This window comes from Sphingomonas sp. ERG5 (assembly GCF_000803065.1).
Lineage (GTDB): Bacteria > Pseudomonadota > Alphaproteobacteria > Sphingomonadales > Sphingomonadaceae > Sphingomonas.
The window spans coordinates 22,181-47,792 of sequence record NZ_JSXI01000006.1 but is presented as its reverse complement, the minus strand read 5'-3'; the positions used below and the strand labels follow the sequence as shown (position 1 = coordinate 47,792).

General features: G+C 63.0%; 18 protein-coding genes and 1 tRNA gene. 7 read left to right on the top strand and 12 right to left on the bottom strand.

Annotated features, from left to right (window positions below; genetic code table 11):
* Positions 1–71 precede the first annotated feature (71 nt).
* Both galE and OO12_RS01905 read left to right on the top strand, forming a co-directional pair.
* Positions 72–1,067: a UDP-glucose 4-epimerase GalE gene (gene galE, locus OO12_RS01910; RefSeq protein WP_034156942.1), complete on the top strand. Its 996-nt coding sequence runs from the start codon at positions 72–74 to the stop codon at positions 1,065–1,067.
* The gene (locus OO12_RS01905) at positions 1,064–1,993 is read left to right on the top strand and encodes a DMT family transporter (RefSeq protein WP_034156941.1); all 930 of its coding nucleotides are present in this window, start codon (positions 1,064–1,066) and stop codon (positions 1,991–1,993) included. The genes galE and OO12_RS01905 overlap by 4 nt, the downstream gene beginning before the upstream one ends.
* Here the strand turns inward: OO12_RS01905 and OO12_RS01900 are convergent.
* The 3 genes from OO12_RS01900 to OO12_RS01890 form a co-directional block, all read right to left on the bottom strand.
* Positions 1,903–2,739, bottom strand: coding sequence for an epimerase (locus OO12_RS01900; RefSeq protein WP_034156940.1), 837 nt, complete (start codon positions 2,737–2,739; stop codon positions 1,903–1,905). The genes OO12_RS01905 and OO12_RS01900 overlap by 91 nt on opposite strands.
* Positions 2,740–2,751: 12 nt before the next feature.
* Positions 2,752–4,038: a M48 family metallopeptidase gene (locus OO12_RS01895; protein ID WP_082006283.1), complete on the bottom strand. Its 1,287-nt coding sequence runs from the start codon at positions 4,036–4,038 to the stop codon at positions 2,752–2,754.
* 137 nt (positions 4,039–4,175) lie between these two features.
* Positions 4,176–5,888 carry a M28 family metallopeptidase gene (locus tag OO12_RS01890; RefSeq protein ID WP_034156939.1) on the bottom strand — a complete coding sequence of 571 codons (1,713 nt, stop codon included), beginning with the start codon at positions 5,886–5,888 and terminating at the stop codon, positions 4,176–4,178.
* A 192-nt stretch (positions 5,889–6,080) separates the two neighbouring features.
* Between OO12_RS01890 and pepN the strand changes: the two genes are divergently transcribed.
* Positions 6,081–8,678: an aminopeptidase N gene (gene pepN / locus OO12_RS01885; RefSeq protein ID WP_034156938.1), complete on the top strand. Its 2,598-nt coding sequence runs from the start codon at positions 6,081–6,083 to the stop codon at positions 8,676–8,678.
* A gap of 354 nt (positions 8,679–9,032) precedes the next feature.
* On the opposite strand, the gene OO12_RS01880 is transcribed toward pepN, so the two are convergent.
* The 8 genes from OO12_RS01880 to OO12_RS01845 all read right to left on the bottom strand — a co-directional run bounded on the left by OO12_RS01880 (position 9,033) and on the right by OO12_RS01845 (position 19,494).
* Entirely contained in the window at positions 9,033–9,404 is a 372-nt protein-coding gene (locus OO12_RS01880) for a tRNA-binding protein (protein ID WP_034156937.1), read from the bottom strand.
* Positions 9,404–10,081 carry a glutathione S-transferase family protein gene (locus OO12_RS01875; RefSeq protein WP_034156936.1) on the bottom strand — a complete coding sequence of 226 codons (678 nt, stop codon included), beginning with the start codon at positions 10,079–10,081 and terminating at the stop codon, positions 9,404–9,406. The genes OO12_RS01880 and OO12_RS01875 overlap by 1 nt, the downstream gene beginning before the upstream one ends.
* A gap of 45 nt (positions 10,082–10,126) precedes the next feature.
* Positions 10,127–10,534, bottom strand: a complete 408-nt coding sequence (locus tag OO12_RS01870; protein ID WP_160296712.1) for a hypothetical protein — start codon at positions 10,532–10,534, stop codon at positions 10,127–10,129.
* A 103-nt stretch (positions 10,535–10,637) separates the two neighbouring features.
* Entirely contained in the window at positions 10,638–15,167 is a 4,530-nt protein-coding gene (gene gltB / locus OO12_RS01865) for a glutamate synthase large subunit (RefSeq protein WP_034156958.1), read from the bottom strand.
* Positions 15,168–15,357: 190 nt separating this feature from the next.
* Positions 15,358–16,128: a hypothetical protein gene (locus OO12_RS01860; protein ID WP_034156934.1), complete on the bottom strand. Its 771-nt coding sequence runs from the start codon at positions 16,126–16,128 to the stop codon at positions 15,358–15,360.
* Positions 16,086–17,510, bottom strand: a complete 1,425-nt coding sequence (locus tag OO12_RS01855; RefSeq protein ID WP_443024536.1) for an NAD(P)-dependent oxidoreductase — start codon at positions 17,508–17,510, stop codon at positions 16,086–16,088. The genes OO12_RS01860 and OO12_RS01855 overlap by 43 nt, the downstream gene beginning before the upstream one ends.
* 172 nt (positions 17,511–17,682) lie before the next feature.
* A complete protein-coding gene (locus tag OO12_RS01850) occupies positions 17,683–18,492 on the bottom strand; it encodes an undecaprenyl-diphosphate phosphatase (protein WP_034156957.1) in 810 nt (269 codons plus the stop codon).
* 63 nt (positions 18,493–18,555) lie between these two features.
* Positions 18,556–19,494, bottom strand: coding sequence for a complex I NDUFA9 subunit family protein (locus OO12_RS01845; protein WP_034156956.1), 939 nt, complete (start codon positions 19,492–19,494; stop codon positions 18,556–18,558).
* A gap of 112 nt (positions 19,495–19,606) precedes the next feature.
* Between OO12_RS01845 and OO12_RS01840 the strand changes: the two genes are divergently transcribed.
* Both OO12_RS01840 and OO12_RS01835 read left to right on the top strand, forming a co-directional pair.
* Positions 19,607–19,693, top strand: a tRNA-Leu gene (locus OO12_RS01840).
* A gap of 177 nt (positions 19,694–19,870) precedes the next feature.
* Positions 19,871–21,145, top strand: a complete 1,275-nt coding sequence (locus OO12_RS01835; protein WP_052215424.1) for a tyrosine-type recombinase/integrase — start codon at positions 19,871–19,873, stop codon at positions 21,143–21,145.
* A gap of 68 nt (positions 21,146–21,213) precedes the next feature.
* Here OO12_RS01835 and OO12_RS01830 read toward each other — a convergent pair whose 3' ends face one another.
* Entirely contained in the window at positions 21,214–21,420 is a 207-nt protein-coding gene (locus OO12_RS01830; protein WP_034156932.1) for a helix-turn-helix domain-containing protein, read from the bottom strand.
* Between the two features lie 872 nt (positions 21,421–22,292).
* Here OO12_RS01830 and OO12_RS01825 point away from each other — a divergent pair.
* Complete coding sequence (locus tag OO12_RS01825) at positions 22,293–24,542, top strand: TonB-dependent receptor (protein ID WP_160296711.1); 2,250 nt, start codon at positions 22,293–22,295, stop codon at positions 24,540–24,542.
* Positions 24,542–25,528, top strand: a complete 987-nt coding sequence (locus tag OO12_RS01820; protein WP_034156930.1) for an alpha/beta hydrolase — start codon at positions 24,542–24,544, stop codon at positions 25,526–25,528. Before OO12_RS01825 ends, OO12_RS01820 begins: the two co-directional genes overlap by 1 nt.
* Positions 25,529–25,612 lie beyond the last annotated feature (84 nt).

The following is a 25,612-nucleotide window of genomic DNA, read 5'->3' as shown; positions in this document are numbered from 1 at the left end:
AGATAGGAACGCGGTGGCGTGAGGCAATCCGCGCTGATAGGCGGACACGCGAACGAAGCGAGGTCAAGACGATGCGCGACATGACGGTGCTGGTGACGGGCGGGGCGGGCTATATCGGCAGCCATGCGGTGCTCGCGCTGCTCGATGCCGGATACCGCGTCGTGGTGATCGACAATCTGGTGACCGGCTTTGCCTGGGCGGTCGATCCACGCGCTACACTGATCGAAGCGAATATCGAGGATGACGGCCGCGTGCGCGCCGCGATTCGTGGTCATCACATCAAGGCGATCATGCATTTCGCCGGGTCGGTGGTGGTGCCCGAATCAGTCAGTGATCCGCTCAAATATTACCGCAACAACACCGTTGCGAGCCGCGCGCTGCTCGAAAGCGCGGTCGCCGAGGGCGTGCCGCACTTTATCTTCTCCTCGACCGCCGCGACCTATGGCACGCCGGCCACGGAGAAAGTCACCGAGGACAGCCCGACCGTGCCGATCAATCCGTACGGCATGTCGAAGCTGATGACCGAGGCGATGCTGCGCGATGTCGCGGCGGCGCACCCGATCAACTATGCCGCGCTGCGCTACTTCAATGTTGCCGGGGCGGACCCGCAAGGGCGCACGGGTCAGTCGACCGCCGGCGCGACGCATCTGATCAAGGTCGCGGTAGAGGCGGCGACCGGCAAGCGCGATGCGGTGGCGATCTTCGGGACTGATTTCGACACGCCCGACGGCACCGGTGTGCGCGACTATATCCATGTCAGTGATCTTGCCGCGGCGCATGTCGCGGCGCTCGACCTGCTGATCGCCGAACCGGCGAAGAGCCATATCCTCAACGCCGGCTATGGCCGGGGCTTCTCGGTCACTCAGGTGCTCGATGCGGTCGACCGCGTCACCAACCGCACGATCGAGCGCCGTTTCGAAGGCCGTCGCGCGGGTGATCCGGCAGCGCTGATCGCCGACAACCGCGCGATCCTCGCCACGCTCGACTGGACCCCCGAACGCGATGATCTCGATACGATCGTCGGCGATGCGGTGGCATGGGAACGCAAGTTGGCCGAGCGGTTATGACCGTCATCGGCAGTGACGCCCGGCCGCCCCAATCCTCGCGTCTCTCGGTCCTGATCCCCTTCACCATCGTCACGCTGATCTGGGGCTCGACCTGGCTGGTCATCAAGGACCAGCTCGGCGTGGTGCCGCCGAGTTGGTCGGTGACCTATCGCTTCCTGGTGGGCGGCGTGACGATGTTGATCTATGCCGCGATCCGGCGCGAGCGCATCGCGCTCGATGCGCGCGGCTGGGCTTTCGCGACCGGACTGGCGTTGTTCCAGTTCTGCCTTAATTTCAACTTCGTCTACCGCGCCGAAACCTACATCACCTCGGGGCTGGTGGCGGTGATCTTCGCACTGATGCTGGTGCCGAACGCGCTGTTCGGGCGCATTTTCCTCGGCCAGCGGCTTGGCCGGCAATTGCTCGTCGGGTCGGCGGTAGCGATGGCCGGCGTCGCCTTGCTGTTCGTGCATGAGGCGCGTCACAGCCCGTCCGGGCCCGGCATGGCGCTGATGGGCATCGGCTTCACGCTTGCCGCCATCATGTCGGCCTCGACCGCCAATATCATGCAGGCGACCGGGACCGCGAAACATTATCCGATGGCTGTCATGCTCGGCATCGCCATGCTGATCGGCGCCGGGATGGACGCGGCGATCGCCTGGACGCTGACCGGGCCGCCGGTGATCGAGTTGCGCCCGGCCTATCTGCTTGGCGTGCTCTATCTCGGGGTGATTGCCTCGGCGATCGCCTTCACGCTCTATTTCGGCGTGCTCCGGATCATCGGTCCGGCCAAAGCGGCCTATTCCGGGGTGATCGTACCGGTCATCGCAATGCTGTTGTCGACGATCTTCGAGGGCTATCGCTGGTCGCTGCTGGCCGGCGCCGGCGCGGCACTGGCGATGATCGGGCTGGTCATCGCACTCAAGGCGCGCAGGCCGAACCGGTAGTCGGGATAGGCCGGCCGCCAGCCGAGCACGCGCTTCGCCTTGCCGTTCGCAACGCGCCGGTTCTCGGCATAGAAAGCGCGCGCGGGCGGTGAAAGCGTGGCGAGATCGACAAAAGGCGGGGCAGGGCGGCCAAGCAATGTGGCGGCGAACGCGATCACGTCATTCTGCCCGCATGGTGCATCGTCGGCAAGGTTATAGGCGCCCGGCGGGGCGCTGAGCGCGGCAATGACACCGCTGACGATATCATCGACATGCACCCGGCTGAACACCTGATCAGGCACGTCGACACGATGCGCGCGCCCCTCCGCCACACGGTCGAGCGCCGATCGGCCCGGGCCGTAGATACCGGGCAGGCGGAAAATGCGGGCGCCCAATGCCAGCCAGGCGCCATCGGCGGTCGCACGACCCGCGCGCCGGCCGGCGATTGGCGCGCTTTCATCGACCCAGCCGCCGCGCGCGTCACCATAGACGCCGGTCGAGGACAGATAGCCGAGCCAGGCCGGGGACTCCGTCAGCACATCGCCATAGGCCGTCAGCACGGGATCGGCATCGCCCTCGGGCGGCACCGATGACAGGATATGGCTCGCCGCCGCGATCTCGGGCAGCAGCCGCGTGCGATCGGCAAGAGCGATCGTGCCGTCACGCCCGTCACGGCTGGTGCCGGTCACACGCCAGCCTTCGCCGCGCAGCCGATCCGCGAGCCGGCCCGACGTATATCCCAGACCGAAGATCAGCAGCGAGGACATCAGTCCGGGCCGCTACTGGTCGAGCTTCAGGTCCGGCTTGACCATCGTCGCACCAGGGACATGATCCTTCTTCCATTGCATCGACATGCGCACGCGCGTCGCGCCCGACGGGTGATCGAAGAACAACATCTCCTCGATCGGGCCGGGTTCGATCTTGCGATATTCCGACAGCCGCATCGCGACCTTTGCGAAACCGTCCGGTTCGCGCGCGACATTCAGGCCAAAGGCATCGGCTTCGCTTTCGTTGATGCGAACGATCGTGTTGAGCACCGGCGTCAGCACCAGCGCCGCCACCGCCGCCATCAGCGCGAGCACCGGCGTTGCCGCAGGGTCGGCAATATCGCGGACGCGCCAGCGTGCGCTATGGCGCGCGATCATCGCCGGCCCGGCGCGATAGATGATGCCGAACACGATCAGGAAGATCGCCGCGAACATCGCGATCATCTTGGTCACATGGTTGAGTACATAATGGCCCATCTCATGCCCCATCACCGCGGCGACTTCGTTCGGCGCGGTGCGGTTGAGCAGATTGTCGTTGAGCGAGATGCGGATCGTCGGCCCAAGCCCCGAGACATTGGCGGAAATACGCTTGGTCTGTTTCGACGCGTCGAACAGATAGATATGATCGGCGGGGATGGCGTTCGACCGGGCCATCGCGACGATCCGGTCGCGGATCGGCCCGTTCGGCAATTCGGTATATTTGTTGAACAATGGTGCGATGAACACCGGTGCGATCAATGCGCCGAATAGCGCGAAGACGATCATCGTGCCCGCGCCCCAGATCCACCAGGTCCGGCGAAAGCGCCGGATCGCTGCGAACAGCACGGTCAACAGGATCATGTTGAGAAGGATGCCGAGCCCCAGGCCGATCGCCTGTTCGCCGGACCAGGCGGCGAAGCTCTGGTTCATCAGCCCATATTGCTTCTCGCGAAAATAGCCGGTGTAGATCGTCCAGGGCAGAACGATCAGCGTGCTCGCCAGGGTGAAGGGCACGGCGTAGATCGCCGGCTGCAGCCAGCGCCGTTTGACCAGCCGCTCCGACCAGTCGCGAAAGCGCGCCGACAGGCCGGTCGGGAGAAGCAGGAGATAGGAAGCGATCGCGATCAGCGCCGACCACAAAGTCAGCCAATACCCGCCCTCGAAATAGGCATCGGATTTGGCGCGCGCTGGTCCCTGCAGGATGTCGAGATAAGCGCGTGTCGCCTGTTCGACGTCGAAGCCGGGATTGGCCGCATGGGCCATGGCCGGCAGCGTGACGGCGGCGAGCGCGAGACCGCCCCAGATGATTGCCTTGCGCATCGTCGTTCCCCCAAATTTCCCTATACTGTCATGCTGACCTTGTTTCAGTATTCAGGCGTGGCTGTTCGTTCTGCTGGTACAGTTCCTTTGGGCCACTGACCGCGCAGTTCGGCATGACGGCGGTTGACGGCAGCGCTCTATTTCGCACCATATCCCTTGTAGAGCAGGCCGAAGAAATCGCCCTTGTTCCACCGTGGCCGGTCGTCGCCATCGGCGATCTCGCGCGCGATCGCATAGTTCGCATCGACGAAGCGAATGCCTTGCGCCCAGTCGATCGGCAGCGACACTTCGTCCGATGGCTGATGATAATTATCGGCGAAGAACTTTGCCCAGGCCACCTTGCCGCCGCCCGCCTGACCTGGCCACAGAAAGACCGAAGGAATGCCCTGCTGCACGAAGCGGTAATGATCCGACCGCACGAAGATCGCTTGTGACGGATCGGGATCGGGCGACATGGTCACCCCGACTCCGGCGACCGCCTTGCTGACGATCGGGCCAAGCGTGGAGCGATCGGCACCGAACACCACCATATCCTCGAAGCGATAGGTCAGCAGCGGCATGTCGAGATTGACGTCGGCGACGATATTCTCCTTCGGCACGGTCGGGTGTTTGGCGAAATAGTCCGATCCGACCAGACCCTTTTCCTCGGCGGTCACGGCGAGGAACATGACGCTGCGGCGTGGCGGTTTGCCGCTTGCCTTGAAGCGCCTGGCTTCCTCGATCAATGAGGCGATGCCGACCGCATTGTCCTCCGCGCCATTGTTGATCGTGTCGCCGGTCGCGTCGGGCTTGCCGATACCGATATGATCGAGATGCGCGGACAGGATGACGATCTCCTTGCCGAGCTTCGGGTCGCCGCCCGGGATGATCCCCGCGACATTGGCGCTCGTCTCCGGTTCGAAGCTCGTCTTCAGCGCGACGGTCAGCGTTCCGGGCAGCTCGGTCGCCTTGAATCGGGTTTCGCTATTGGACGATTGTTTGAAGGCATCGTCCCATTTGACCTTCGACCCGGCGAATAATTTGGCCGCGCCGGCCGCGCTGACCGTACCCAGGCCCGGCACTCCGGCATTCTCGCCGGTCCCGTCGGGATTGGCCCAGGTCGTGCGTGTCTGATCCCAGTCGCGCACCAGGCTGGCAAAGGTTCGCCCGCGCACCAGGCCGGGCCGGTCGAGCGTGATTGTGCCGACCGCGCCATGCTCCGCCGCGATCACTGCCTTGGTCGCGGGGCTCGAGAAATGCGCGCGCTCCTCGGATTGCAGGCTGTTCGGCGCGCCACCGAAATAGGCGACGATCTTGCCGCGCACATCGACCCCGGCATAATCGTCGCGCTTCGCATCCGGCGCGACAATGCCGAAGCCGACAAAGACCACCGGCGCGTCGATCGCCGTCTCGCGCCGGCCGGGATTGGCGCCCGGTGTGTAATCCTCGCCAAAGACCAGCGCCTGGGGTGGCGTGCCGGCCCGGGTCAGCACGAAATTGCCCTTGTCGGCCGCCTTGTAGGTGGTCAGCGGCACCTTCTGGATATAGCCGCCATCCTGGCCGGCGGGACGCAGCCCGGCGGCATAGAATTGCGCCGCGACATATTGCGCGGCGATGTCGAATTCCGGGCTGCCCGCCTCACGCCCGCGCATCGCGTCGGAGGCGAGAAACATGACATGCGCCTTCATCGCCGCCTGATCGTCGGGCAGCACGGCATTGACGATCGCATTGATCGCGGCGGCGCTCGACTTGGAGGCTTTGGGAGCGGATGTCGGGGTCAGTGTGGGGGCTGGAGCAGGGGCTGGTTTGCTTTGGGCGATTGCCGCGCCGGCCAGGCCGGCAAGCGCTACCGCGCCGATAACTCGAAACATTCCCGGTCCTTTTCGGCCATCCGTGTATCAGCGGACTAGCATTGCTGCACGGTCACGCAAGAGTATGAGATTTCAGTGGCCTGCCGTGCGTGTTCAGCGTCCCGTCCTGCACGCACGCGAAATTCCGGCGATCATGCATGCCTGCAAGATTTCTGTGGTGCAGCCCTTGCTGCGTCCTGTAGATCGGCGTCGATGTTAGACGTTCAGACCGCCACCGCCCATCCCGCCGTCACCCGCCGTGAGGATTATCGCCCGCCCGACTGGCAGGTGCCGGAGATTGCGCTCGACCTCGACCTTGATCCGGCATCGACCCGGGTGCGGGCGACGCTGAACGTGGTGCGCACCAGCGCGCATGACCGGCCGCTGATCCTCGATGGTGCGGGGCAGACGCCGTCCCTGGTCAAGGTCGATGGTGTGGCGATCAACGACTGGCGGATCGAGGATGATGCGCTGGTCATCCCATTGACCGGTTCCGATCATGTGATCGAAACCGAAGTGGAGATCGCACCCGAGCGCAATACCCAGTTGATGGGGCTCTACGCTTCGGGCGGCAATCTCTGTACCCAGTGCGAGGCGGAAGGGTTCCGTCGCATCACTTTCTTCCCCGACCGGCCCGATGTGCTGACTCGCTACAAGGTGCGCATGGCGGCGGATAAGCATCGCTTCCCGGTGCTGCTTGCCAATGGCGATCCGGTCGGCGCGGGCGATCTTGGCGATGGGCGGCACTGGGCCGAATGGCATGATCCCTATCCCAAGCCCTGCTATCTGTTCGCGATGGTTGCGGGCGACCTGGTCGCCAACCGTGCGACCTTCGTCACGCAATCGGGCCGCGAGGTCGCGCTTGGTATCTGGGTGCGCCCCGCCGATCTGCCCAAGACCGCGCATGCCATCGAAGCGCTCAAGACCTCGATGAAATGGGACGAGGACGTTTACGGTCGCGAATATGACCTGGACGTGTTCAACATCGTCGCGGTCGACGATTTCAACTTCGGCGCGATGGAGAACAAGGGCCTCAACATCTTCAATTCGCGCTACATCCTGGCCGATGCGGAGACCGCGACCGATTATGATTTCGACGCCATCGCCGCGGTCGTCGCGCATGAATATTTCCACAATTGGTCGGGCAACCGCGTCACCTGCCGCGACTGGTTCCAGCTCAGCCTGAAGGAAGGCTTTACGGTCTTCCGCGACCAGAGCTTTTCGGCCGATCAGGGATCGGCGGCGGTCAAGCGGATCGAGGATGTGCGCGGGCTTCGCGCCGCGCAATTCCCGGAGGATTCGGGCCCGCTGGCGCATCCGATCCGTCCCGACGCCTATCTCGAAATCTCCAATTTCTACACCGCGACGATCTACAACAAGGGCGCCGAAGTCATCCGTATGATGGCGACGATGCTCGGGCCGAAGAAATTCCGCGCCGCGACGGATCTCTATTTCGACCGCTTCGACGGCACGGCGGCGACCTGCGAGGATTTCGTTGCGAGCATGGAAGAGGGCGGCGGCATCGACCTTGCCCAGTTTCGGCTTTGGTATTCGCAGGCCGGCACGCCGCGCGTTTCCGCATCGCTCAGCCATGAACCCGGCAGCGGCCACGCGGTGCTGACGCTGGCGCAACGCATGCCGCCGACGCCGGGTCAGCCCGACAAGCTGCCGATGGTGTTGCCACTCAAGCTCAAACTGTTCGGTGCCGAGACTGCGCAGGCAATCGGGCCGGAACAGCTTATTCTGCTGTCCGATGCGGAGGAGCGGATCAGCTTCGAAACCGTCACCGAACGCCCGGTCCTGTCGATCAATCGCGGCTTTTCCGCACCGGTTATCGTCGAGACCGACCGATCGGCGGCTGATCTCGCTTTCCTGTCGGCGCACGACGACGACCCGTTCGCCCGGTACGAAGCGATGCAGCAGTTGATGCTCGACACGCTGGTCGAGGGCGCGAAACATGGTCAGGCCGATCACGCGGCGGTGATCGCGGCGGTCGCCAACACGCTCAAGAATCCGCAGCTCGATGCGGCGTTCATCGCCGAAGCGGTGCTGTTGCCGTCGGACAGTTTCATTGGCGACCAGATGGCGCTGGTCGATCCCGAAGCGATTTTCCGTGCACGCGAAGCGCTACGCCGCGACCTGGGTCGAGCGCTCGAGGCGCTATGGCGTTCGGCTTATGAGGGTGCCCGGGCCGCGAAGTTCGAATATTCGCCCTCGGCCAAGGGCCAGCGCCGGCTGAAGACCGTCGCGCTTGGCTATATCGCTGCCAGCGGCGCGGCCGATGCCGCGACGCTGGCCTTCCGCCAGTTCGAGGCGGCGGACAATATGACCGATCGGCAAGGCGCGCTGGCCACACTCGTCAGTGGCAACGCGCCGGAACGGATCGCCGCGCTCGACATCTTCTACAATCGCTACAGCGACAATGCGCTGGTGCTCGACAAATGGTTCTCGACCCAGGCGCTGTCGGCGCGTGACGACACGCCGGCGATGGTGGCCGAGCTGGTGCGTCACCGTGATTTCACGCTCGCCAACCCGAACCGCGCCCGGGCACTGGTCGGGGCATTCAGCGTCAATCAACGCGCGTTCAACCAGGCGTCGGGCGAAGGCTATCGCTTCGTCGCTGATCAACTGATCGCGCTCGACAAGCTCAACCCGCAGACCGCCGCCAAGCTGATCCCGCCGCTCGGTCGCTGGCGCCGTTTCGACGAAAAGCGTGGTGCGTTGATGCGTGCGGAATTGGAACGGATCGTCGCAACGCCGGGCCTGTCCAAGGATATGTTCGAGCAGGCTTCGCGGAGCTTGGCGGGGTAGCGGTGGCGAATTGCGGTTCTTCCAGGCCCTTTCCCGTGGAAGCGGGAAAAGGCCTGGAAAGCACCTGCATCGTGCTAAGTGCCGCGATTCTAGCCCGCTATTTCTATCGCAAGCATCTGATATATAAAGAGTTATATGAAATTCTCGCCGATCCGCCGGCGGAACGAGATATGTAACAAACCGGTGTAACATATCTCTCGCAGCGCGCGCAGCGTTGTCACCAGCGGCGATTCAACCATGATACGGGATGGGGCACGTCACCCTTTGCCGAACTTATATCGGCGCGCTCTTTCTCAGTGTCGAAAACAGCCTCGTGCATCACCTCAGCCGCTGCTCATGCGTCTGATAGTGGACTCAGAAGAGCCGTCCGCCATTCGGTACCGCTACGCTCGGGCTGAACAATACGACTTTCCCCTCGGCATCGGGGAACCCCAGCGTCAGCACTTCGGACATCATCGGGCCAATCTGGCGCGGCGGGAAATTGACCACCGCGGCAACCTGGCGGCCGGGCAGTTCTTCCAGCGTATAATGTTCGGTGATTTGTGCCGAAGAGCGCTTGATTCCGATCGTCGGGCCGAAATCGATCGCCAGCTTGTACGCCGGCTTGCGCGCTTCCGGGAAAGGCAGCGCTTCGACGATCGTTCCGATGCGGATATCGACCGCCAGAAAGTCGTCGAAACCGATCGTCGCTGCGGCCGCCGCCGCCGGGTCATGCGTTGCGTGCATCAGAGATCGAAGTCCACATCGTCATAATGTTTGGGCGGGGTGATCCCCTCCATCCGTTCCGACAGCAAAGGGCGGAAGCTCGGGCGGCTCTTCAGTCCGCGATACCATTTTGCGGTCTGTTCATGGTTCTTCCAGTCGATCCCGCCAAGATAGTCGGTCACCGAAATCTGCGCGGCGGCCGCGAGATCGGCGAGGCTCATCGTCGATCCGGCCATCCAGTTGTGATGGTCGAGCAGATAATCGGTATAGTCGAGATGCCGTACAGCGGCCTTCATCGCCTCGCGCAGCACCTTGGAATCGGGCGATTCCTTGGTCACCAGCCGTTTTTCCATCCGCTCGCGCAGCAACGGCGCGGTGATGTCGGCGAAGAATTGCGTGTCGAACCAGGCGACCAGCCGGCGGATTTCGGCGCGGTTGACCGCGGTGCCGTTGATCATCGCGGACTTTTCGACCGTCTCTTCGAGATATTCGCAGATTGCCATCGAATCCATCAACAGGATCTTGCGCGCGGGATCGGTCATCACCGGCACCTGGCCGGCCGGATTCATGTCGAGAAACTCGTCGCGCCGCTCCCAGGGTGATTCGCGCACGAGATCATAGCCGATGCTCTTTTCGCCGAGCAGGAGCCGGACCTTGCGGGAAAAGGGACACAGGGGGAATTGATGGAGTTGCCACATCCCTGCCTACTTAACGCGAGGCGCAGGGACGTCCAGCGGTTGACGTCAGTTGTCGTAAGAAGATCGGCTTTTCTTCCCGTTTCCGGTCGACTTGAGCACGCGACGCAGGCGCTCAAGGGTGGCGTTCATCTCTCCGCTCATCGCCGCCACGTCGCCCGCCATGGTGCCGGCGGTGGCAACGGCGCCACGTGTCTGATCGCGAAGATTCCGGTCGAACCCAGGATCGTCGCGCCTGACCAGCGCACCCAGCGTATCGTCCGGGCGAACGTCATCCTGTGGGTCGGTATAGCGCGCGAGCGGGCCAACGCGCGTGTCGAGAAGAGCGTTGGCCAGATCGCCCATGATTGCCGCCACACCGTCCTGAACCTCGGGATCGGACAGGGTGCGCGCCATCCCTTCCGCTGACCGTTGCGCAGCGGGAATGCGCTCTCGCGCCATGGCCGGGGTGGCCATGACAAGGCCCAGGGAAAGCAACAGGATCCGTCTCATCGCGACACCATCGACTCGAATACCAATGATATCCTTAGCATAGCCGGCGATGGTGCGCGACCCCGGCCTATTCCGCCGCGACCATCTCCACGCTGTCATCGAGCGGATGACTCAGCCGTGTGAGCATTTCCTTCGGCACGACTTGCCAGAAACGGTCGACCACCCGGCCCCAATCGTCGAGCAGGCTGCCCGACCATTTGCTATCGGTCGCGGCATGGTGCGCGCGGACCAGGTTGAGCAGCACCGATTCCCAGTGCATCGACGACAGCCGCTGCCAGGTGATGCTTTCCGGATTGGCGCGGCGCGCGAAGCTGCCGTCCTCGTCATAGATGAAGGCCATGCCACCGGTCATGCCCGCGCCGAAATTGGTCCCCACCGCGCCGAGCACGACCGCGATTCCGCCGGTCATATATTCGCAGCCATTCGCGCCGCAGCCCTCGACCACCACGGTTGCGCCCGAATTGCGCACTGCGAAGCGTTCACCCGCCTGACCCGCCGCGAGCAGGCTGCCCGAGGTCGCGCCGTACAACACGGTGTTGCCGATGATCGTGTTCTGCTGGCTGATCAAAGGTGAGCTGACCACCGGTCGCACGACGATCTTGCCGCCCGAGAGCCCCTTGCCGACATAGTCATTGGCGTCGCCGAACACTTCCAGCGTCACGCCCTTGCACAGGAATGCGCCGAGTGACTGACCGGCCGAACCGCGCAGCCGGACATGGACATGCCCATCGGCCAGGGTCGACATGCCGAACTTGGCGGTGATCTCGCTCGAAAGCCGCGTGCCGACCGCACGGTGCGTGTTGCGCACCGAATAGGTCAGCTGCATCTTCTCACCGCGTGAGAAGACCGCCGCCGCATCCTTGATCATCTGCGCATCGAGGCTGTCGGGCACTTCGTTGCGGAAGCTGGTCAGCGAGAAGCGCCGCTGGTCGTCCGGCGCATCGACCTTGGCGAGAATCGGGTTGAGGTCGAGATCATCGAGATGCTCGGCGCCACGGCTGGTCTGACGCAGCAGCTCAGTGCGCCCGATCACTTCGTCGAGGCTGCGAAAGCCGAGCCGGGCGAGGATGTCGCGCACTTCCTCGGCGATGAAAGTCATCAGATTGATGACCTTTTCCGGCGTGCCGGTGAATTTCGCGCGCAACGTTTCATTCTGCGTGCACACCCCGACCGGGCATGTGTTGGAATGACATTGTCGGACCATGATGCAGCCCATCGCGACCAGGCTCAGCGTGCCGATACCGAATTCCTCCGCGCCGAGGATCGCGGCGATCACCACATCGCGGCCGGTCTTCAACCCGCCATCGGTGCGCAGTTTGATCCGCCCGCGCAGGCCGTTGAGCGTCAGTGTCTGATTGACCTCCGACAGGCCCATTTCCCAGGGCGTGCCGGCATATTTGATGCTGGTCTGCGGCGACGCGCCGGTCCCGCCGACATGGCCCGACACGAGGATGACATCGGCATGTGCCTTGGCCACGCCCGCCGCGACCGTGCCGATGCCCGCGGACGAGACGAGCTTCACGCAAACGCGAGCGCGCGGATTGACCTGCTTCAGATCGTAGATCAGCTGCGCCAGATCCTCGATCGAATAGATGTCGTGATGCGGCGGTGGACTGATCAGCGTCACGCCTGGCGTCGCATGGCGCAGCTTGGCGATGAACTCGGTCACCTTGAAGCCGGGCAGCTGCCCGCCCTCGCCAGGCTTCGCCCCCTGCGCGACCTTGATTTCGATTTCCTCGCACGCACCGAGATATTCGGCGGTGACGCCGAAGCGGCCCGAAGCGATCTGCTTCACGCCCGAGTTCGCATTGTCGCCATTGGCGTAAGGCGTGTAGCGGTTCTTGTCCTCACCGCCTTCGCCCGACACCGCCTTGGCGCCGATGCGGTTCATCGCGATCGCCAGCGTTTCATGCGCTTCCGGTCCAAGCGCGCCGAGACTCATGCCCGGGGTGACGAAGCGCTTGCGGATTTCGGTGATCGCCTCGACCTGATCGACGGCCACGCCCTCATCGGGGAAATTGAACTGCAACAAGTCGCGCAGATAAATCGGGGGCAGCGCCTCCACTCCGCGGGAGAATTGCAGATAGGTTGAATAACTGTCGTTGCCGACCGCCGATTGCAGCAAATGCATCAGCTGTGCCGAATAGGCATGCGCCTCGCCGGTGTGCCGCTGGCGATAAAAGCCCCCGATCGGCAGCGTGGCGATGGCGGGATCATAGGCCGCCTCGTGTCGCTCCGCCGCGTTGACGAACAGCGAGGCATAGCCTTCGCCCGAGATCTTCGCCGGCATGCCCGGGAACAGGTCGTTGACCAGGGCGCGGCTCAACCCGACCGCTTCGAAATTATAACCGCCGCGATAGCTGGAGATCACCGCGATCCCCATCTTCGACATGATCTTGAGCAGCCCTTCGTCGATCGCCTTGCGGTGCCGCTTGAAGCAATCCTCAAGTGTCAGATCGCCGAACAGGCCGCGTTCGTGCCGGTCGACGATCGACGCTTCGGTCAGATAGGCATGGACTGTGGTCGCGCCGACACCGATCAGCACCGCATAATAATGCGTGTCGAGGCATTCGGCGGTCTGGATGTTGACGCTGGCATAGGAGCGCAGGCCTTTGCGCACGAGGTGCGTATGCACCGCCGCCGCCGCGAGCACGCCGGCGATGCCGACCCGGTCGGGACCGATGTTCATGTCGGACAGGAACAGTTCGCTCTTGCCCTCGCGCACCGCCTGTTCGGCTTCGGCGCGAATCCGCGCGATCGCGGTACGCAGGTCTTCGGCCTTGCCGTTCGCTTCGAAGGTGCAGTCGATCTCGGCCACCGCCGATCCGAAATAGGCCTTCAACCGCGCCCAGTCGGTACCGGTCAGCACTGGCGATTCAAGCACCAGCACGCCGTCGCGCCGATCCTCGGTGTCAAGGATGTTGGCGAGGTTGCCGAAGCGCGTCTTGAGCGACATGACATGGCGTTCGCGCAAGCTGTCGATCGGCGGATTGGTCACCTGGCTGAAATTCTGCCGGAAGAACTGGCTGATCAATCGTGGCTTGTCGGAAATGACCGCGAGCGGCGTGTCGTCGCCCATTGATCCGATCGCTTCCTTTGCGCCCTCGACCATCGGCGACAGGATCAGCTCCATATCCTCCAGGGTCTGGCCGGCCGCGACCTGGCGCCGGATCAGTTCGGCGCGGCCGAAGCGCACCGTCGCATCGGCGGGCGGGGCGGGGAGGTCGTCGATCGCGGTAAAATTGCCGATCATCGCGCCATAATCGGCCTCGGCCGCCAGCCGGTCCTTGACCTCGCGGTCCTTGAGCAGTTCGCCCTTGTCGAGATCGATCGCGATCATCTGGCCGGGGCCAAGCCGGCCCTTTTCGATGATGGTCGATTCCGGCACCACGACCATGCCGCTTTCCGATCCGACGATCAGCAGTCCGTCCGAGGTGCGGGTATAGCGCAGTGGACGCAGCGCATTTCGGTCCATGCCGGCAACTGCCCAGCGGCCATCGGTCATCGCGAGCGCGGCGGGGCCGTCCCACGGCTCCATCACCGAGGCGAGATATTTGTACATGTCGAGATGCGCCTTGGGCATCTCGTCCTTGCCCAGCCATGCTTCGGGCACCAGCATCAGCTTGGCGGTCGGCGCATCGCGGCCGGAGCGGCAGATCGCCTCGAACACCGCGTCGAGCGCGGCGGTGTCGGACGCGCCGGCCGGGATGACCGGCTTGATGTCCTCCGAATTATCGCCGAACGCGAGGCTGGCCATGCGGATCTCGTGGCTCAGCATCCAGTTCTTGTTGCCGCGGATCGTGTTGATCTCGCCATTATGCGCAAGGCAGCGGAACGGTTGCGCCAGCCACCATTGCGGGAAAGTGTTGGTCGAATAACGTTGATGGAAGATCGCGACCCTGCTTTCGAAACGCTGGTCCTGCAGGTCGGGATAGAAGACCGAGAGCGATTCCGCGAGGAACAGCCCCTTGTAGATGATCGAGCGGCACGACAGCGAGCAGATATAGAAGCCCTGGATCTGCGCCGCGATAACGCGCTTCTCGATCCGCCGGCGGACGAGATAGAGGTTCTTCTCGAATTCCGCCGCGCTGGCATCATCGGGCAGCGGCCCGGCGATCATGATCTGCTCGATCTCGGGGCGCGTCGCTTGCGCTTTTTGCCCGATTACCGAGACATCGACCGGCACCTGGCGCCAGCCATAGATCGAATAGCCTTCCTCGATGATTACGCTCTCGACGATCGTACGGCACGCTTCCTGCGCGCCGAGGTCAGTGCGCGGCAGGAAGATCATGCCGACCGCGAGCCGGTTGGGTTGCACCTTGTGCCCCGAGGCGACGACCGCATCATCGAAGAATTTGAGCGGCAGATCGACATGCAGCCCGGCGCCGTCGCCGGTCTTGCCATCGGCATCGACAGCGCCGCGGTGCCATACCGCCTTCAGCGCATCGATTGCCGACTGCACCACACGCCGCGAGGCACTGCCGTCAGTGGCCGCGACCAGGCCGACGCCGCAAGCATCGCCCTCGAATTCAGGGCGGTACATGCCGTCACGGGCGAGGCGTTCGCGCTCCACCTGATTGGCGATCTGGCTGCTCATCAGGGTTGCCCTTTCTTGTCCCGCCTGGGTGCTGGCGGCAGATGTTTGGTCGCGGGGTTTCGCGTCGTCATGATGCATAGCAAGGCATTGCCGTCGGTCGCTGCGACCAAGCCGGTACCACGAGCGCTGCCCTCGATTTTGGAGCGGTCCATACTACTCCAGGCGCCGCAACCATGTTCGGTTCCGACGATCATTTCTTCGATTCCAAGTTGGCGCGATAATCGCGTATAGCGACCGCCATGGCTTGTTGAACGAGAGGCCGGTTTGTAGCCAATAGCGTGTTAGCCCAATTCTCCATCAACTGTGCAAGTCGGGGAGTTACAATGCTCAGCTTTTCCCCGGCCGGGCTTACACTGAACGCGGCGAGGGATGATTTTTCCACAGCGCTCAACTTGTCGAGAGCGTTGCCGTCGACGCTGTCGGGGAGTTTGATCGTCGGCGCCGAATCATTGGCAACTGGTTCGTTGCGTGTGTCATCGGACGGGAGGGCTTGGTCGCCCATCGCAACGAGCTTGCGCCCTATCGGCGAAATCAGAAACACGTATAATTGCCGCTGTTCGCTATCGCTGAACTCATTTTTGATCAGCGCGGCTATCTCAGACTGAAGGTTGCCTATGTTGGCGTTTACTGCGTCGATCAGGAGCTTACGCGCCGCAGTTCCGGCAGCTTCCTGAGCGCCGGAAAATTGCTTGTCTAGTGCGGGACTTGCAGCCAAACTTGCTTTGAAGTTTCTGTCGAAACCTTCCGCCGCTTTGTCCGCCATCATTTTGTTCGGTATCAAGAGCTCCCCTAGGCGCAGGGGGAGATTTGCGGGGGCGGCGGCCGCCTCGACGGGTGCCGATTGTGCTCTCGCTATTGCAGGGTAGGCATAGGTGGAAACAGCCAGAGCGAGCATCAACGGAGTGATTGCAAGCCTCGTCACGCCGCCACCCTCGCGCTGGTCGCCTTCGCCTTCAGCCACTGGTGCATCGCCGTGGACACATCGCGCCCATCGCGGATCGCCCATACGACCAGACTGGCGCCGCGCACGATGTCGCCGGCCGCGAACACGCCGTCGAGGCTGGTCATCAGCGTCTTGCCGACCAGCAGCGTGCCCCAGCGCGTCACGCCAAGCTCAGGCACGCCGAACATCGTCGGCAGATCCTCCGCGTCGAAACCCAATGCCTTGATCACCAGATCGGCGGGCACATCGAAACCGCCCTCCGGATCAATCTCCGGCGCGCGCCGCCCGCTCGCATCGGGTGCGCCAAGCCGCATGCGGCTGGCCTTCACGCCAGTAACGCTGTCGCCCGACAGGAACGCCTCGGGGGCGGAGAGCCAGACGAATTCGACGCCTTCTTCCTCGGCGTTGGCGACTTCACGCTGCGATCCCGGCATATTGGCGCGGTCGCGGCGATAGAGGCACTTCACCGAGGCCGCGCCCTGGCGCACGGCGGTGCGGACGCAATCCATTGCGGTATCCCCGCCGCCGATCACCACGACATGCTTGCCCGCCGCGTCGAGCGACCCGTCATCAAAGGCGGGCACGGCGTCGCCGAAACCCTTGCGGTTCGATGCGGTGAGGAAATCGAGCGCATCGACCACGCCGTTGCTGCCGACGCCCGGCGCCTTGATCGCGCGCGGTTTATAGACGCCGGTCGCGATCAGCACGCTGTCATGGCGCTGGCGCAATTCGGTCATGCTTGCATCGCGACCGACCTCGAAATTATCATGGAAGACGATGCCGCCTTCTTTCAGCCGATTGACCCGGCGGGTGACGACATGTTTCTCGAGCTTGAAGCCGGGAATGCCGTAGGTCAGCAATCCGCCGGCGCGGTCGTAGCGGTCATAGACATGCACGTCATAACCATAGCCGCGTAGATACTCCGCTGCGCTGAGTCCCGCCGGCCCCGCGCCGATGATGCCGACCGATTGCCCGCGCGGCGCGCCGACCACGAGTGGTTCGACCCAGCCTTCTTCCCAGGCAGTGTCGGTGATGAACTTTTCGACCGACCCAATCGTCACCGCGCCATGGCCAGAGAATTCGATCACGCAATTGCCTTCGCACAGCCGGTCCTGTGGGCAGATGCGGCCGCAAATCTCGGGCATGGTCGATGTCGAATTGCTCAACTCGAACGCCTCACGCAGCCGCCCTTCGGCGGTCAGGCGCAGCCAGTCGGGGATATGATTGTGCAACGGGCAATGCACTGAGCAATAGGGCACGCCGCATTGCGAGCAGCGTCCGGCCTGATCCTCGGCGGCAGGCGGCGCATAGCGATCGGCGATCTCGCGGAAGTCCTCCGCACGCAGCTTCGGCGCACGCTTGCCAGGAAAGGCTTGAGGCGTTCCCACGAATTTCAGCATGGATTCAGACATCGGCCTCGCTCACTTGACGAGGCTCGCCTTAGCCGTGCGGGCGGCCGAAGTCACGGGAAAATCAACAAATAGGTAAGTACAGCTTACCTATTAACCGGTAGGAAGTCTGAAATGTCCGATTTCCGCAACTTTCCGTCGTGAATTTATGGCCGATCCGGTATCAATGCGCCAACAAAGCAATCAAGGCGATGCTCCCGGCAATGATCCGATACCAGGCAAAGGGTGCAAATCCATGTTTGCCGACGAACGCGACGAACCAGCGAATCACCAGCAGGGCGACCAGGAACGATACCACGAAGCCGATGCCGATCGCGGTCAGGTGCGCATCGCCCAGTTCGTGCCGGCCCTTGTACAGCGCGAGCGTCGTCGCGCCCATCATCGTCGGGATCGCAAGAAAGAAGCTGTATTCCGCCGCCGTCTCACGATCGACGCCCAGGGTCAGTGCACCCATGATCGTCGCACCGGAGCGGCTGACGCCCGGGATCATCGACAGGCATTGCACCACACCGATGATCAGCGCGGTACGCCAGGGCATATCCTCGACCGATCGCGTCGTGATGGTCTTGGAGAGGCGCTCGATCAGCAGGATCAGCACGCCGCCGACAATCAACGAGATGGCTACCACCATCGGCCCGATCGTCGGTGCCTCGAGCACGGCCTTGATTGCCTTATAGGCGATTACTCCGGCCACCGCCGACGGAAGAAAGCCAAGCAGGACATTGCGGGTGAAGCGGATAGCCGCCGGATCGCGCGCCAGCAATCCGTGCGCCACCTTCATGAAGCGGCCCCAGAACAAGACGACCACCGCGAGGATCGCGCCGAGCTGAATCACGATGTCGAAAGTCGCATCGGCCTGGGGCAGGCCAAGCAGCGCCCCGGCGAGGATCAGATGGCCGGTCGAGGATACGGGGAGGAACTCGGTCACCCCCTCGACGATGCCGAGCAGGATGATGATGATCAGATCGTTCACGCGGGATACCCCCTTGGTGCGGCGTTCGCCGCGATGTTCCAACGATGCGGAAAAATATCGGCCTCAGGCCGCCGCGGCCCGGACGCCGAAACGCCCTTGCCGACGATAGCGCACCAGCCAGCCGGGTGCGACCGCGGCAAGCGGGGTTGGGTCGATGCCGAATGCTGCGAGCCCTTTGTCGCCTTGCGCAACCACATTGTCACGCTGCAGCATGCGCCACTGGTCGCGCGTGATCGGGGCGAGCGGTAGGAAGCCGAAACTCGCGATCGCCGCTCCGGCAAAATCGGGCAATTCGATGATCGTCGGGTCACGGCCGATCGCGCCGGAGATCCAGCGAATCAGGCCGCCCATGGTGATGATGTCGGGTCCGCCCAGCTCGAAAACCTTGCCGGCAAACCCGGCTGGGTCGGACAGCGCCCGCACCACCGCCTGTGCTGCGTCGACGACATAAAGCGGCTGGAGCTTCACGCCCGCGCGCAACACCGGCACGATCGGGGCGCTTGCGACCATCCCGGCGAAGCGATTGACGAACTGATCCTCGCGTCCGAACATCAGCGATGGGCGCAGGATGATCGCGCCCGGGAAGGCTGCCAGCACGGCGGCTTCGCCTTCGCCCTTGGTCCGGCCATAGCTCGAAGGTGATTCGGCATCCGCGCCAAGTGCCGAGATGTGCACCAATGCGCCGACACCTGTTGCCTTGGCCGCTTCGGCGACGTGCCGCGCCCCGCGCGCCTGCACCGCATCGAAATCGCCCGACAGGATGCCGACCAGATTGACCACCGCATCCGATCCCTGGACGGCGCGGGCTACGCTGTCCGGCTTGGTCACATCGACTGCGGCGAACTGAGTCTGGCCCAATCCGCCCTGTGGCTTCAGGAACAGCGCCTCGCGCGGATCGCGTTGCGCGATTCGCACCCGTGCCCCTGCCGCGAGCAATTCCTGCGCGACATAGCGCCCCAGGAACCCGCCGCCACCGATCAGCGTCACCAGTTTGCCGTTCATGCTCATAAAATCCTGCCCATTAATGCCGTGGCGTGCGCCGAACCCCTTGCCGCATCAGGAGGCGTGTTGACAAGGCCGCCACCGCTCCCCTAGAGCCCCCCGCCTACCCCGTGCCCAGATGGCGGAATTGGTAGACGCACCAGCTTCAGGTGCTGGCGATCGCAAGGTCGTGGAGGTTCGAGTCCTCTTCTGGGCACCAGTTTTTGCCTCTGGATTCGTCCAGAGGCGTCCAGCAAGCGGCTGGTTTCAAAGCACAATTCATCGACGATCGCTGGCAACCGTCCGGGTTGATCCAGCTAATTCCAGCAAAAGAGACACAAAAAGAGTCTCATTTTGTGTCTGCTGGGTGGACCCGGAGAAAACCGGGATCACGATGATGCTGACACAACTCCAGATCACCTCCGCCAAGCCCAAGGCGAAGCCGTACAATCTCTCCGACGGACAAGGGCTGGTCCTCGCCATTCAGACAACCGGCTCGAAGCTCTGGCGCTTCCGCTATCGATATGCGGGTCGACAGAAGACGCTCCATATCGGGCCGTGGCCGGCCACCTCGCTCGCCGATGCCCGCGAGAAATGCCGCGAGGCGAGGAAAGCGATCGCTGCCGGGCTCGACCCGGCACTCGAGAAGAAGCGCGAAAAGGTGACGGCCCGATTCGCCGTCGCCACCACCTTCAAGGATGTCGCGCTCGAATGGATCGCAAAGTGCGAGCGGGAAGGTCGCGCCGAGATCACGCTGGACAAGATTCGCTGGCTGCTCGGCATGGCCTATCCGCTGATCGGCTCCCATCCGATCAACGGGATCACACCGACCGAGGCGCTATCGGTCCTGCGTAAGGTGGAGGCGAAGGGGCGATACGAAAGCGCCCGCCGCATGCGAAGCATATTGAGCCGCGTGTTCCGATACGGCATCGCGACCGCGCGCTGCGATCGCGATGTGGCGGCCGATCTGCGCGGTGCGCTGACGACTCCTAGAACCACGCATCACGCGGCCATCACCGATCCCGACGAGGTCGGCATCCTGCTGAAGACGATGGACGGTTATACCGGCCAGGCGGTCACGCGCATGGCCATGCGGCTGTCGCCACACCTATTCGCCCGACCCGGCGAGCTGCGCCAGGCCGAATGGAGCGAGATCGATGCCGAAAAGGCGATCTGGTCGATCCCCGCCGAAAGAATGAAGATGCGGCGGGCGCACAAGGTGCCGCTTTCTCGGCAGGTGCTCGGCATGATCGAGGAACTGCGGGAAATCACCGGGCATCGTCAGCACTTGTTCCCGTGCATGGGACGCCCGAGGCGACCCATGTCGGAGAATGGTGTCAATCAGGCATTGCGAAGGCTGGGCTACGAAACCGGCGAGATGACCGCCCATGGTTTTCGTGCGATGGCGGCGACTCTGCTCAACGAGATGGGCCGGTGGAACCCTGATGCGATCGAACGGCAGCTTGCCCATCAGGAGGCATCGTCCGTTCGCCGCGCATATGCGCGTGGCGAATATTGGGACGAGCGCGTTGCCATGATGCAGCACTGGTCGGACTATCTGGACGGCCTGCGTGATGCAGCGGAAGCGCCCCGGCCAGCGAAGGCAGTTTCCCGCAAGCCCAAGGCTGGCAAATCGAAGACAGGGCGCCCGTGCGGTCGACCGCGGAGGTGAAATCATTGTACCCAGCGGGCATCATACAGATGATGCTCCGTGGGGCCTATAATCGCTCTTCCGACGAGTCAGCCTTGCGCTGTCCCGGAAGCCACTGTGAGCGCCTTCAGGCTACCATATTGGATAAGCGTGGCTCGCCCGACCTTCACGACCTCGAGATCGCCGGACTGGATCAGCTCGTAGATACGGGACCTGCTAAGACCCGTGATCCGGACGGCGGTCGATATACGCACCGTGAGCGGCTCGATCTTTTGCTCCCACGCCCGCTCGATCATTTCTGCCACCGAAATGCGGCCGGCGCCCTATCAAGCGCTACGCAGATGCCCGTGAGAACAATCGCAACCTTGAGAATAATCAGTCTGGTCAGGAATGTCGCAGGTATCATTCGGGCCTCCGGTCCAGGCGTGAGTTAGTCGCGCGCCCGGGCCGGCCAAAATTAACAGGACCGAGATGGGAGGGGCAGACCATTTCGAGGGACGTCCCGGCACCATCTGGGGAATCTAAGATTGTCCACTGATAGAGCCGCTTCAAATGACTGCGAATGTTGCGACCCGCCATGCCGGTTATACCGGTACTTGGCTCGGGAGCTAGAGCGGGAGGGATTCGAACTCAGGCGCTAAGCGATTGATTTATCGCGATCCTGCTTCGGTCTTTCTCGCCGCGTACCATGAAAAGCACCATGCCGACTTTTCCGCCCGAAATCAGCCCTTTGCAGGCTCAGTTCGACGGACGGTCACTCTCTCGAACCCACGATACATTCGCAAGTTTCAGATAGCTCGGGACGTCACCAGATGAAGTTGTCCGTATCGACGCGATTGGTTCCGAAGTGGACCTCGTAGCGCCAGGCAGTGCATTTTTCGTGAACGAACACGGCCCAATACCATCCTCCTATGCCCTCCACATACTCAGACCCTCTGACGACGCTTCTCTTGCGGTGGTCGCGACCCACGGACCAAAAAAATCGAAACGCGAACCAAATATCGCCGTTATCCGATAATCAACACACTGATATTACAGCATATTTGCTAACATTTTTCGCCAATTGCATTTATAGGCTAAATTAATTAGCTTAAAAATGCCTGATGTACCACATCAGCGATCAATGCCGATAGACCGGGAACGCGGTCACAAATCGATAGGGGAGTCCATGAGCCGTCACCGTCAGCAATTCCGTCGCGCCATAACCGCCGGTTCCGGGCTTGTGAGCCTCGCGATCATCGCGCCGGCGCAGGCGCAAGACTTGCCAGTTTCATCCTCCACTTCGACGGACGCGAGCGGCGACGAACTGGCGGAGATCGTGGTCACTGCGACAAAGCGGAGCGAAAACCTGCGCAATGTCCCGATCAGCATCTCGGCGGAGAATGGTACGAGCCTGGCGCGACGTGGTGCTGTCCAGCTCGACGATATTGTGGCGAACGCGCCGGGGCTCTCCAATGCAGGCGGCGGTGCGAACCAGGCCAACCTGGTCGTTCGCGGCGTGACCACTGGCGTCACCTCAGGATTGCAGCAATCGACCGTCGCGCTGTTCATCGACGACTTGCCCGCTGATCCGGGCGCCGGCGGCCTCAGCACCACCGACCTGCGCCTCTTCGACATTCGGCGCGTCGAAGTTCTGCGCGGGCCACAGGGAACACTGTTCGGTTCAGGCTCGCTCAGCGGTGCCGTGCGGATCATCACCAACAAGCCCGAATTCAGCGACTATTCGGCGAAGGTTCAGGCGAGCGTACGCACGACCAGCGGCGGGGATATGTCGGAAGATATCGATGCGATGGTCAACCTGCCACTAGTCGACGGAAAGGTCGCTATCCGCGCGGTGGGCTACACAGGCCGCATCGGCGGCGTGGTCGACAACCGCCTGACCGGTCGCAATGACGTCGACTGGGTGCGCCAGTCCGGTGGCCGCCTTATGATCGGGATCGCGCCCAGTGAGCAGTTGTCGCTGTTGCTGACCGGTATGTACCAGGACAGCCGGACGGGATCAACGGGCTACAGCTCCTATGTGCAGCCGGCCGGACGCAATCGCAGCCGTGCCAGCCTCGTCGAACCCGCCGTGGATCTCGAAAATCTCATCCTCAACCTGGTGGGGAGATATGACCTGGGTAGCGTCGAACTGACCTCGTCGACCAGCTATTCGCGCAAGGATCTGCTCGCGATCGGCAATGCTGGCGCCTATGTCACACTGCTCGGCGGTGCTCTGGGCATTCCTGACCTTGTCGAGCCCGCAGAGACGGTTACGCCCTCGCAATCGCGCACCTTCACGCAGGAGGTCCGGTTTTCATCGATTGGCAATGGACCGTTCCGCTGGACCGTGGGCGGCTATTATCAGCATATCGACGGGGATGGCGGTCAGACGATCGACTCCCCGACGATCGGAACGCTTGTCGGCATCAGCTCTATCCAGGACGTCCAGACCAGTTCGATAGAGACTGAGAGGGCACTGTTCGGCGAGGCCACATATACGATCGGCGATCGGTTGGATCTAACTGCCGGTGTGCGTGTCGGCCGATCGAGAGTAGCCTTCACCACGCACTCGACGGGCGTCCTCGTCACAGGATCCTTCTCGCCCGACGTCATCATCGACACGATCGGCGAACAGTCGGAGACGACAGTCAACCCGCGCTTCGCGGTCACCTACCGGCCGAACGACAATTGGACAGTCTACGCCCAGGCATCACGTGGATTTCGGACCGGCGGTCCGAACCTCACCGCCGGACTCAGCCCGACACCGCCGCCGTTCACCTATAAATCCGATAGCCTGTGGAACTACGAGATCGGCCAACGCGCGCGTCTCGCGGGAGGCGCGCTGCAGCTCAACGCCACGCTCTATTATATCGATTGGTCGAACATCCAGGCGTCCTTGTACCGGGGCATCTCCTATATCGGCAACGCGGGCGACGCCCGTGTTTACGGATTCGAGGCCGAACTTGCCGCGGTCCCGGTGCGCGGTGTCGAAGTTGGCGGATCGCTATCTCTCAGCCGTGGCGAGTTGACGAAGGACGTGCCGGATATTTCGCGGGTGAGCGGACAGGTCGGCGCACACGATGGCGATCGCCTTCCGGCCAACCCCGGACTGAAAATTGCCGCTTATGGTCAGGTCAATTTCACGGTTGCGCAGCGGGAAGTGTATCTTCGCGCCGATACACAGTATGTCGGCAGGCAGTATTCCGATTTCGGCAAACTGGGTGTTCCGTTCGGTGATTTCACTACGGTGAACCTGCGCGCGGGCGTTCGCCTGTCCGGCGTTGAACTGGTCGCCTTCGCCACCAATCTTTTCAATTCCAATGGCAAGATGAGCGCAGTCGACGGTACCCATGTAGGCGGCGTACTGCTCGGCGAAGCCGGCGCGCTTCGTGTCAGACCCCGGACGCTGGGCATCACCGTGCGGGGTGATTTCTGATGGCGCGCCTGTCACTTTCCGTTGCCGTCGGCGCATTGTTGTTCGCCTTGGCAGTGCCGGCAGTGCCGGCAGTGCGGGCTGCGGCGCAGCAGCCAGCGGCGCGGTCGACGCCGGCCGAGCCGGCCACGGTACTTTATGCCAGCCAGTTCGATCTCCAGTCGAACGACGGCACGGCTGTGTATCGGATCTTCGTGTCCGAGCCGGTCGGGCCACCGCCCGCTAGCGGCTATCCCGTGGTCTACATCCTGGACGGCAATGGCTATTTCGCCACAGCGGTCGAGGCCGCGCGGATACTAGAGCTGGCCGGCGAAATCCGGCCGGCACTGATCGTGGGCGTCGGCTATCCCTTCGATGCCTCTAAGCCAGAAGCGTCGCTCGGCAATATCGCGCAGCGCCGGGTGCTCGATTACACACCGCTGCCACCACCGGGGGTAGTTGTTCCCGAGATGGGTGGATTGCCGGTCGGAGGCGCAGATGACTTCTATCGCTTCCTCAAGGAAGACCTCGGACCGCACCTCCAACGCAGCTATCGCGTCGATCCGATGCAGGATGTGCTGATCGGCCATTCGCTGGGTGGGCTGTTCGCGCTCGACGCGGCCTTCAAGCATCCACAGGCGTTTCGCAGCGTGATTTCGGCCAGTCCGTCCATTTCGTTCGGGAACGCGGTCGTGTTGTCGAATGAGGCGCGCTTTGCCGCCGCGCTCAAGACCGGAAAGGCATCGCGGATGCTCGTGACGGTTGGTGGCCTTGAAAGCTCCGCCACCGCGACACCTGTACCACCGGGCATGAGCCGCGCGGACTTCGCCGCCTATATCGATCGTATCCGAACGGTCGACAACGCGCGCAAGCTCGGCGCCCGGCTTTCCCGGATGGATCGCCAAGCGATAGGCTTTGTCGAATTTGCGGGCGAAACGCATGTCAGCGTCGTGCCGGCGTCGATCAGCCGCGGCCTGCGCTTCGCTCTCGGTGGCCCTCGGCCGCGTTAGCGTATTTAACAGTCAGCGGGGTCACCGCGGCGTCGAGGCCGGCTCACACCCGGTTCCGACGGAACCTGGAACCTGCTCTGTTTT

What these genes read in the sequence shown, in the direction of transcription:
- galE (WP_034156942.1), top strand. Translation starts at nt 72, where the DNA reads ATGCGCGACATGACGGTGCTGGTGACGGGCGGGGCGGGCTATATCGGC.
- OO12_RS01905 (WP_034156941.1), top strand. Translation starts at nt 1,064, where the DNA reads ATGACCGTCATCGGCAGTGACGCCCGGCCGCCCCAATCCTCGCGTCTC.
- OO12_RS01900 (WP_034156940.1), bottom strand. Translation starts at nt 2,739, where the DNA reads ATGTCCTCGCTGCTGATCTTCGGTCTGGGATATACGTCGGGCCGGCTC.
- OO12_RS01895 (WP_082006283.1), bottom strand. Translation starts at nt 4,038, where the DNA reads ATGCGCAAGGCAATCATCTGGGGCGGTCTCGCGCTCGCCGCCGTCACG.
- OO12_RS01890 (WP_034156939.1), bottom strand. Translation starts at nt 5,888, where the DNA reads ATGTTTCGAGTTATCGGCGCGGTAGCGCTTGCCGGCCTGGCCGGCGCG.
- pepN (WP_034156938.1), top strand. Translation starts at nt 6,081, where the DNA reads ATGTTAGACGTTCAGACCGCCACCGCCCATCCCGCCGTCACCCGCCGT.
- OO12_RS01880 (WP_034156937.1), bottom strand. Translation starts at nt 9,404, where the DNA reads ATGCACGCAACGCATGACCCGGCGGCGGCGGCCGCAGCGACGATCGGT.
- OO12_RS01875 (WP_034156936.1), bottom strand. Translation starts at nt 10,081, where the DNA reads ATGTGGCAACTCCATCAATTCCCCCTGTGTCCCTTTTCCCGCAAGGTC.
- OO12_RS01870 (WP_160296712.1), bottom strand. Translation starts at nt 10,534, where the DNA reads ATGGCCACCCCGGCCATGGCGCGAGAGCGCATTCCCGCTGCGCAACGG.
- gltB (WP_034156958.1), bottom strand. Translation starts at nt 15,167, where the DNA reads ATGAGCAGCCAGATCGCCAATCAGGTGGAGCGCGAACGCCTCGCCCGT.
- OO12_RS01855 (WP_443024536.1), bottom strand. Translation starts at nt 17,510, where the DNA reads ATGCTGAAATTCGTGGGAACGCCTCAAGCCTTTCCTGGCAAGCGTGCG.
- OO12_RS01845 (WP_034156956.1), bottom strand. Translation starts at nt 19,494, where the DNA reads ATGAACGGCAAACTGGTGACGCTGATCGGTGGCGGCGGGTTCCTGGGG.
- OO12_RS01835 (WP_052215424.1), top strand. Translation starts at nt 19,871, where the DNA reads ATGCTGACACAACTCCAGATCACCTCCGCCAAGCCCAAGGCGAAGCCG.
- OO12_RS01830 (WP_034156932.1), bottom strand. Translation starts at nt 21,420, where the DNA reads ATGATCGAGCGGGCGTGGGAGCAAAAGATCGAGCCGCTCACGGTGCGT.
- OO12_RS01825 (WP_160296711.1), top strand. Translation starts at nt 22,293, where the DNA reads ATGAGCCGTCACCGTCAGCAATTCCGTCGCGCCATAACCGCCGGTTCC.
- OO12_RS01820 (WP_034156930.1), top strand. Translation starts at nt 24,542, where the DNA reads ATGGCGCGCCTGTCACTTTCCGTTGCCGTCGGCGCATTGTTGTTCGCC.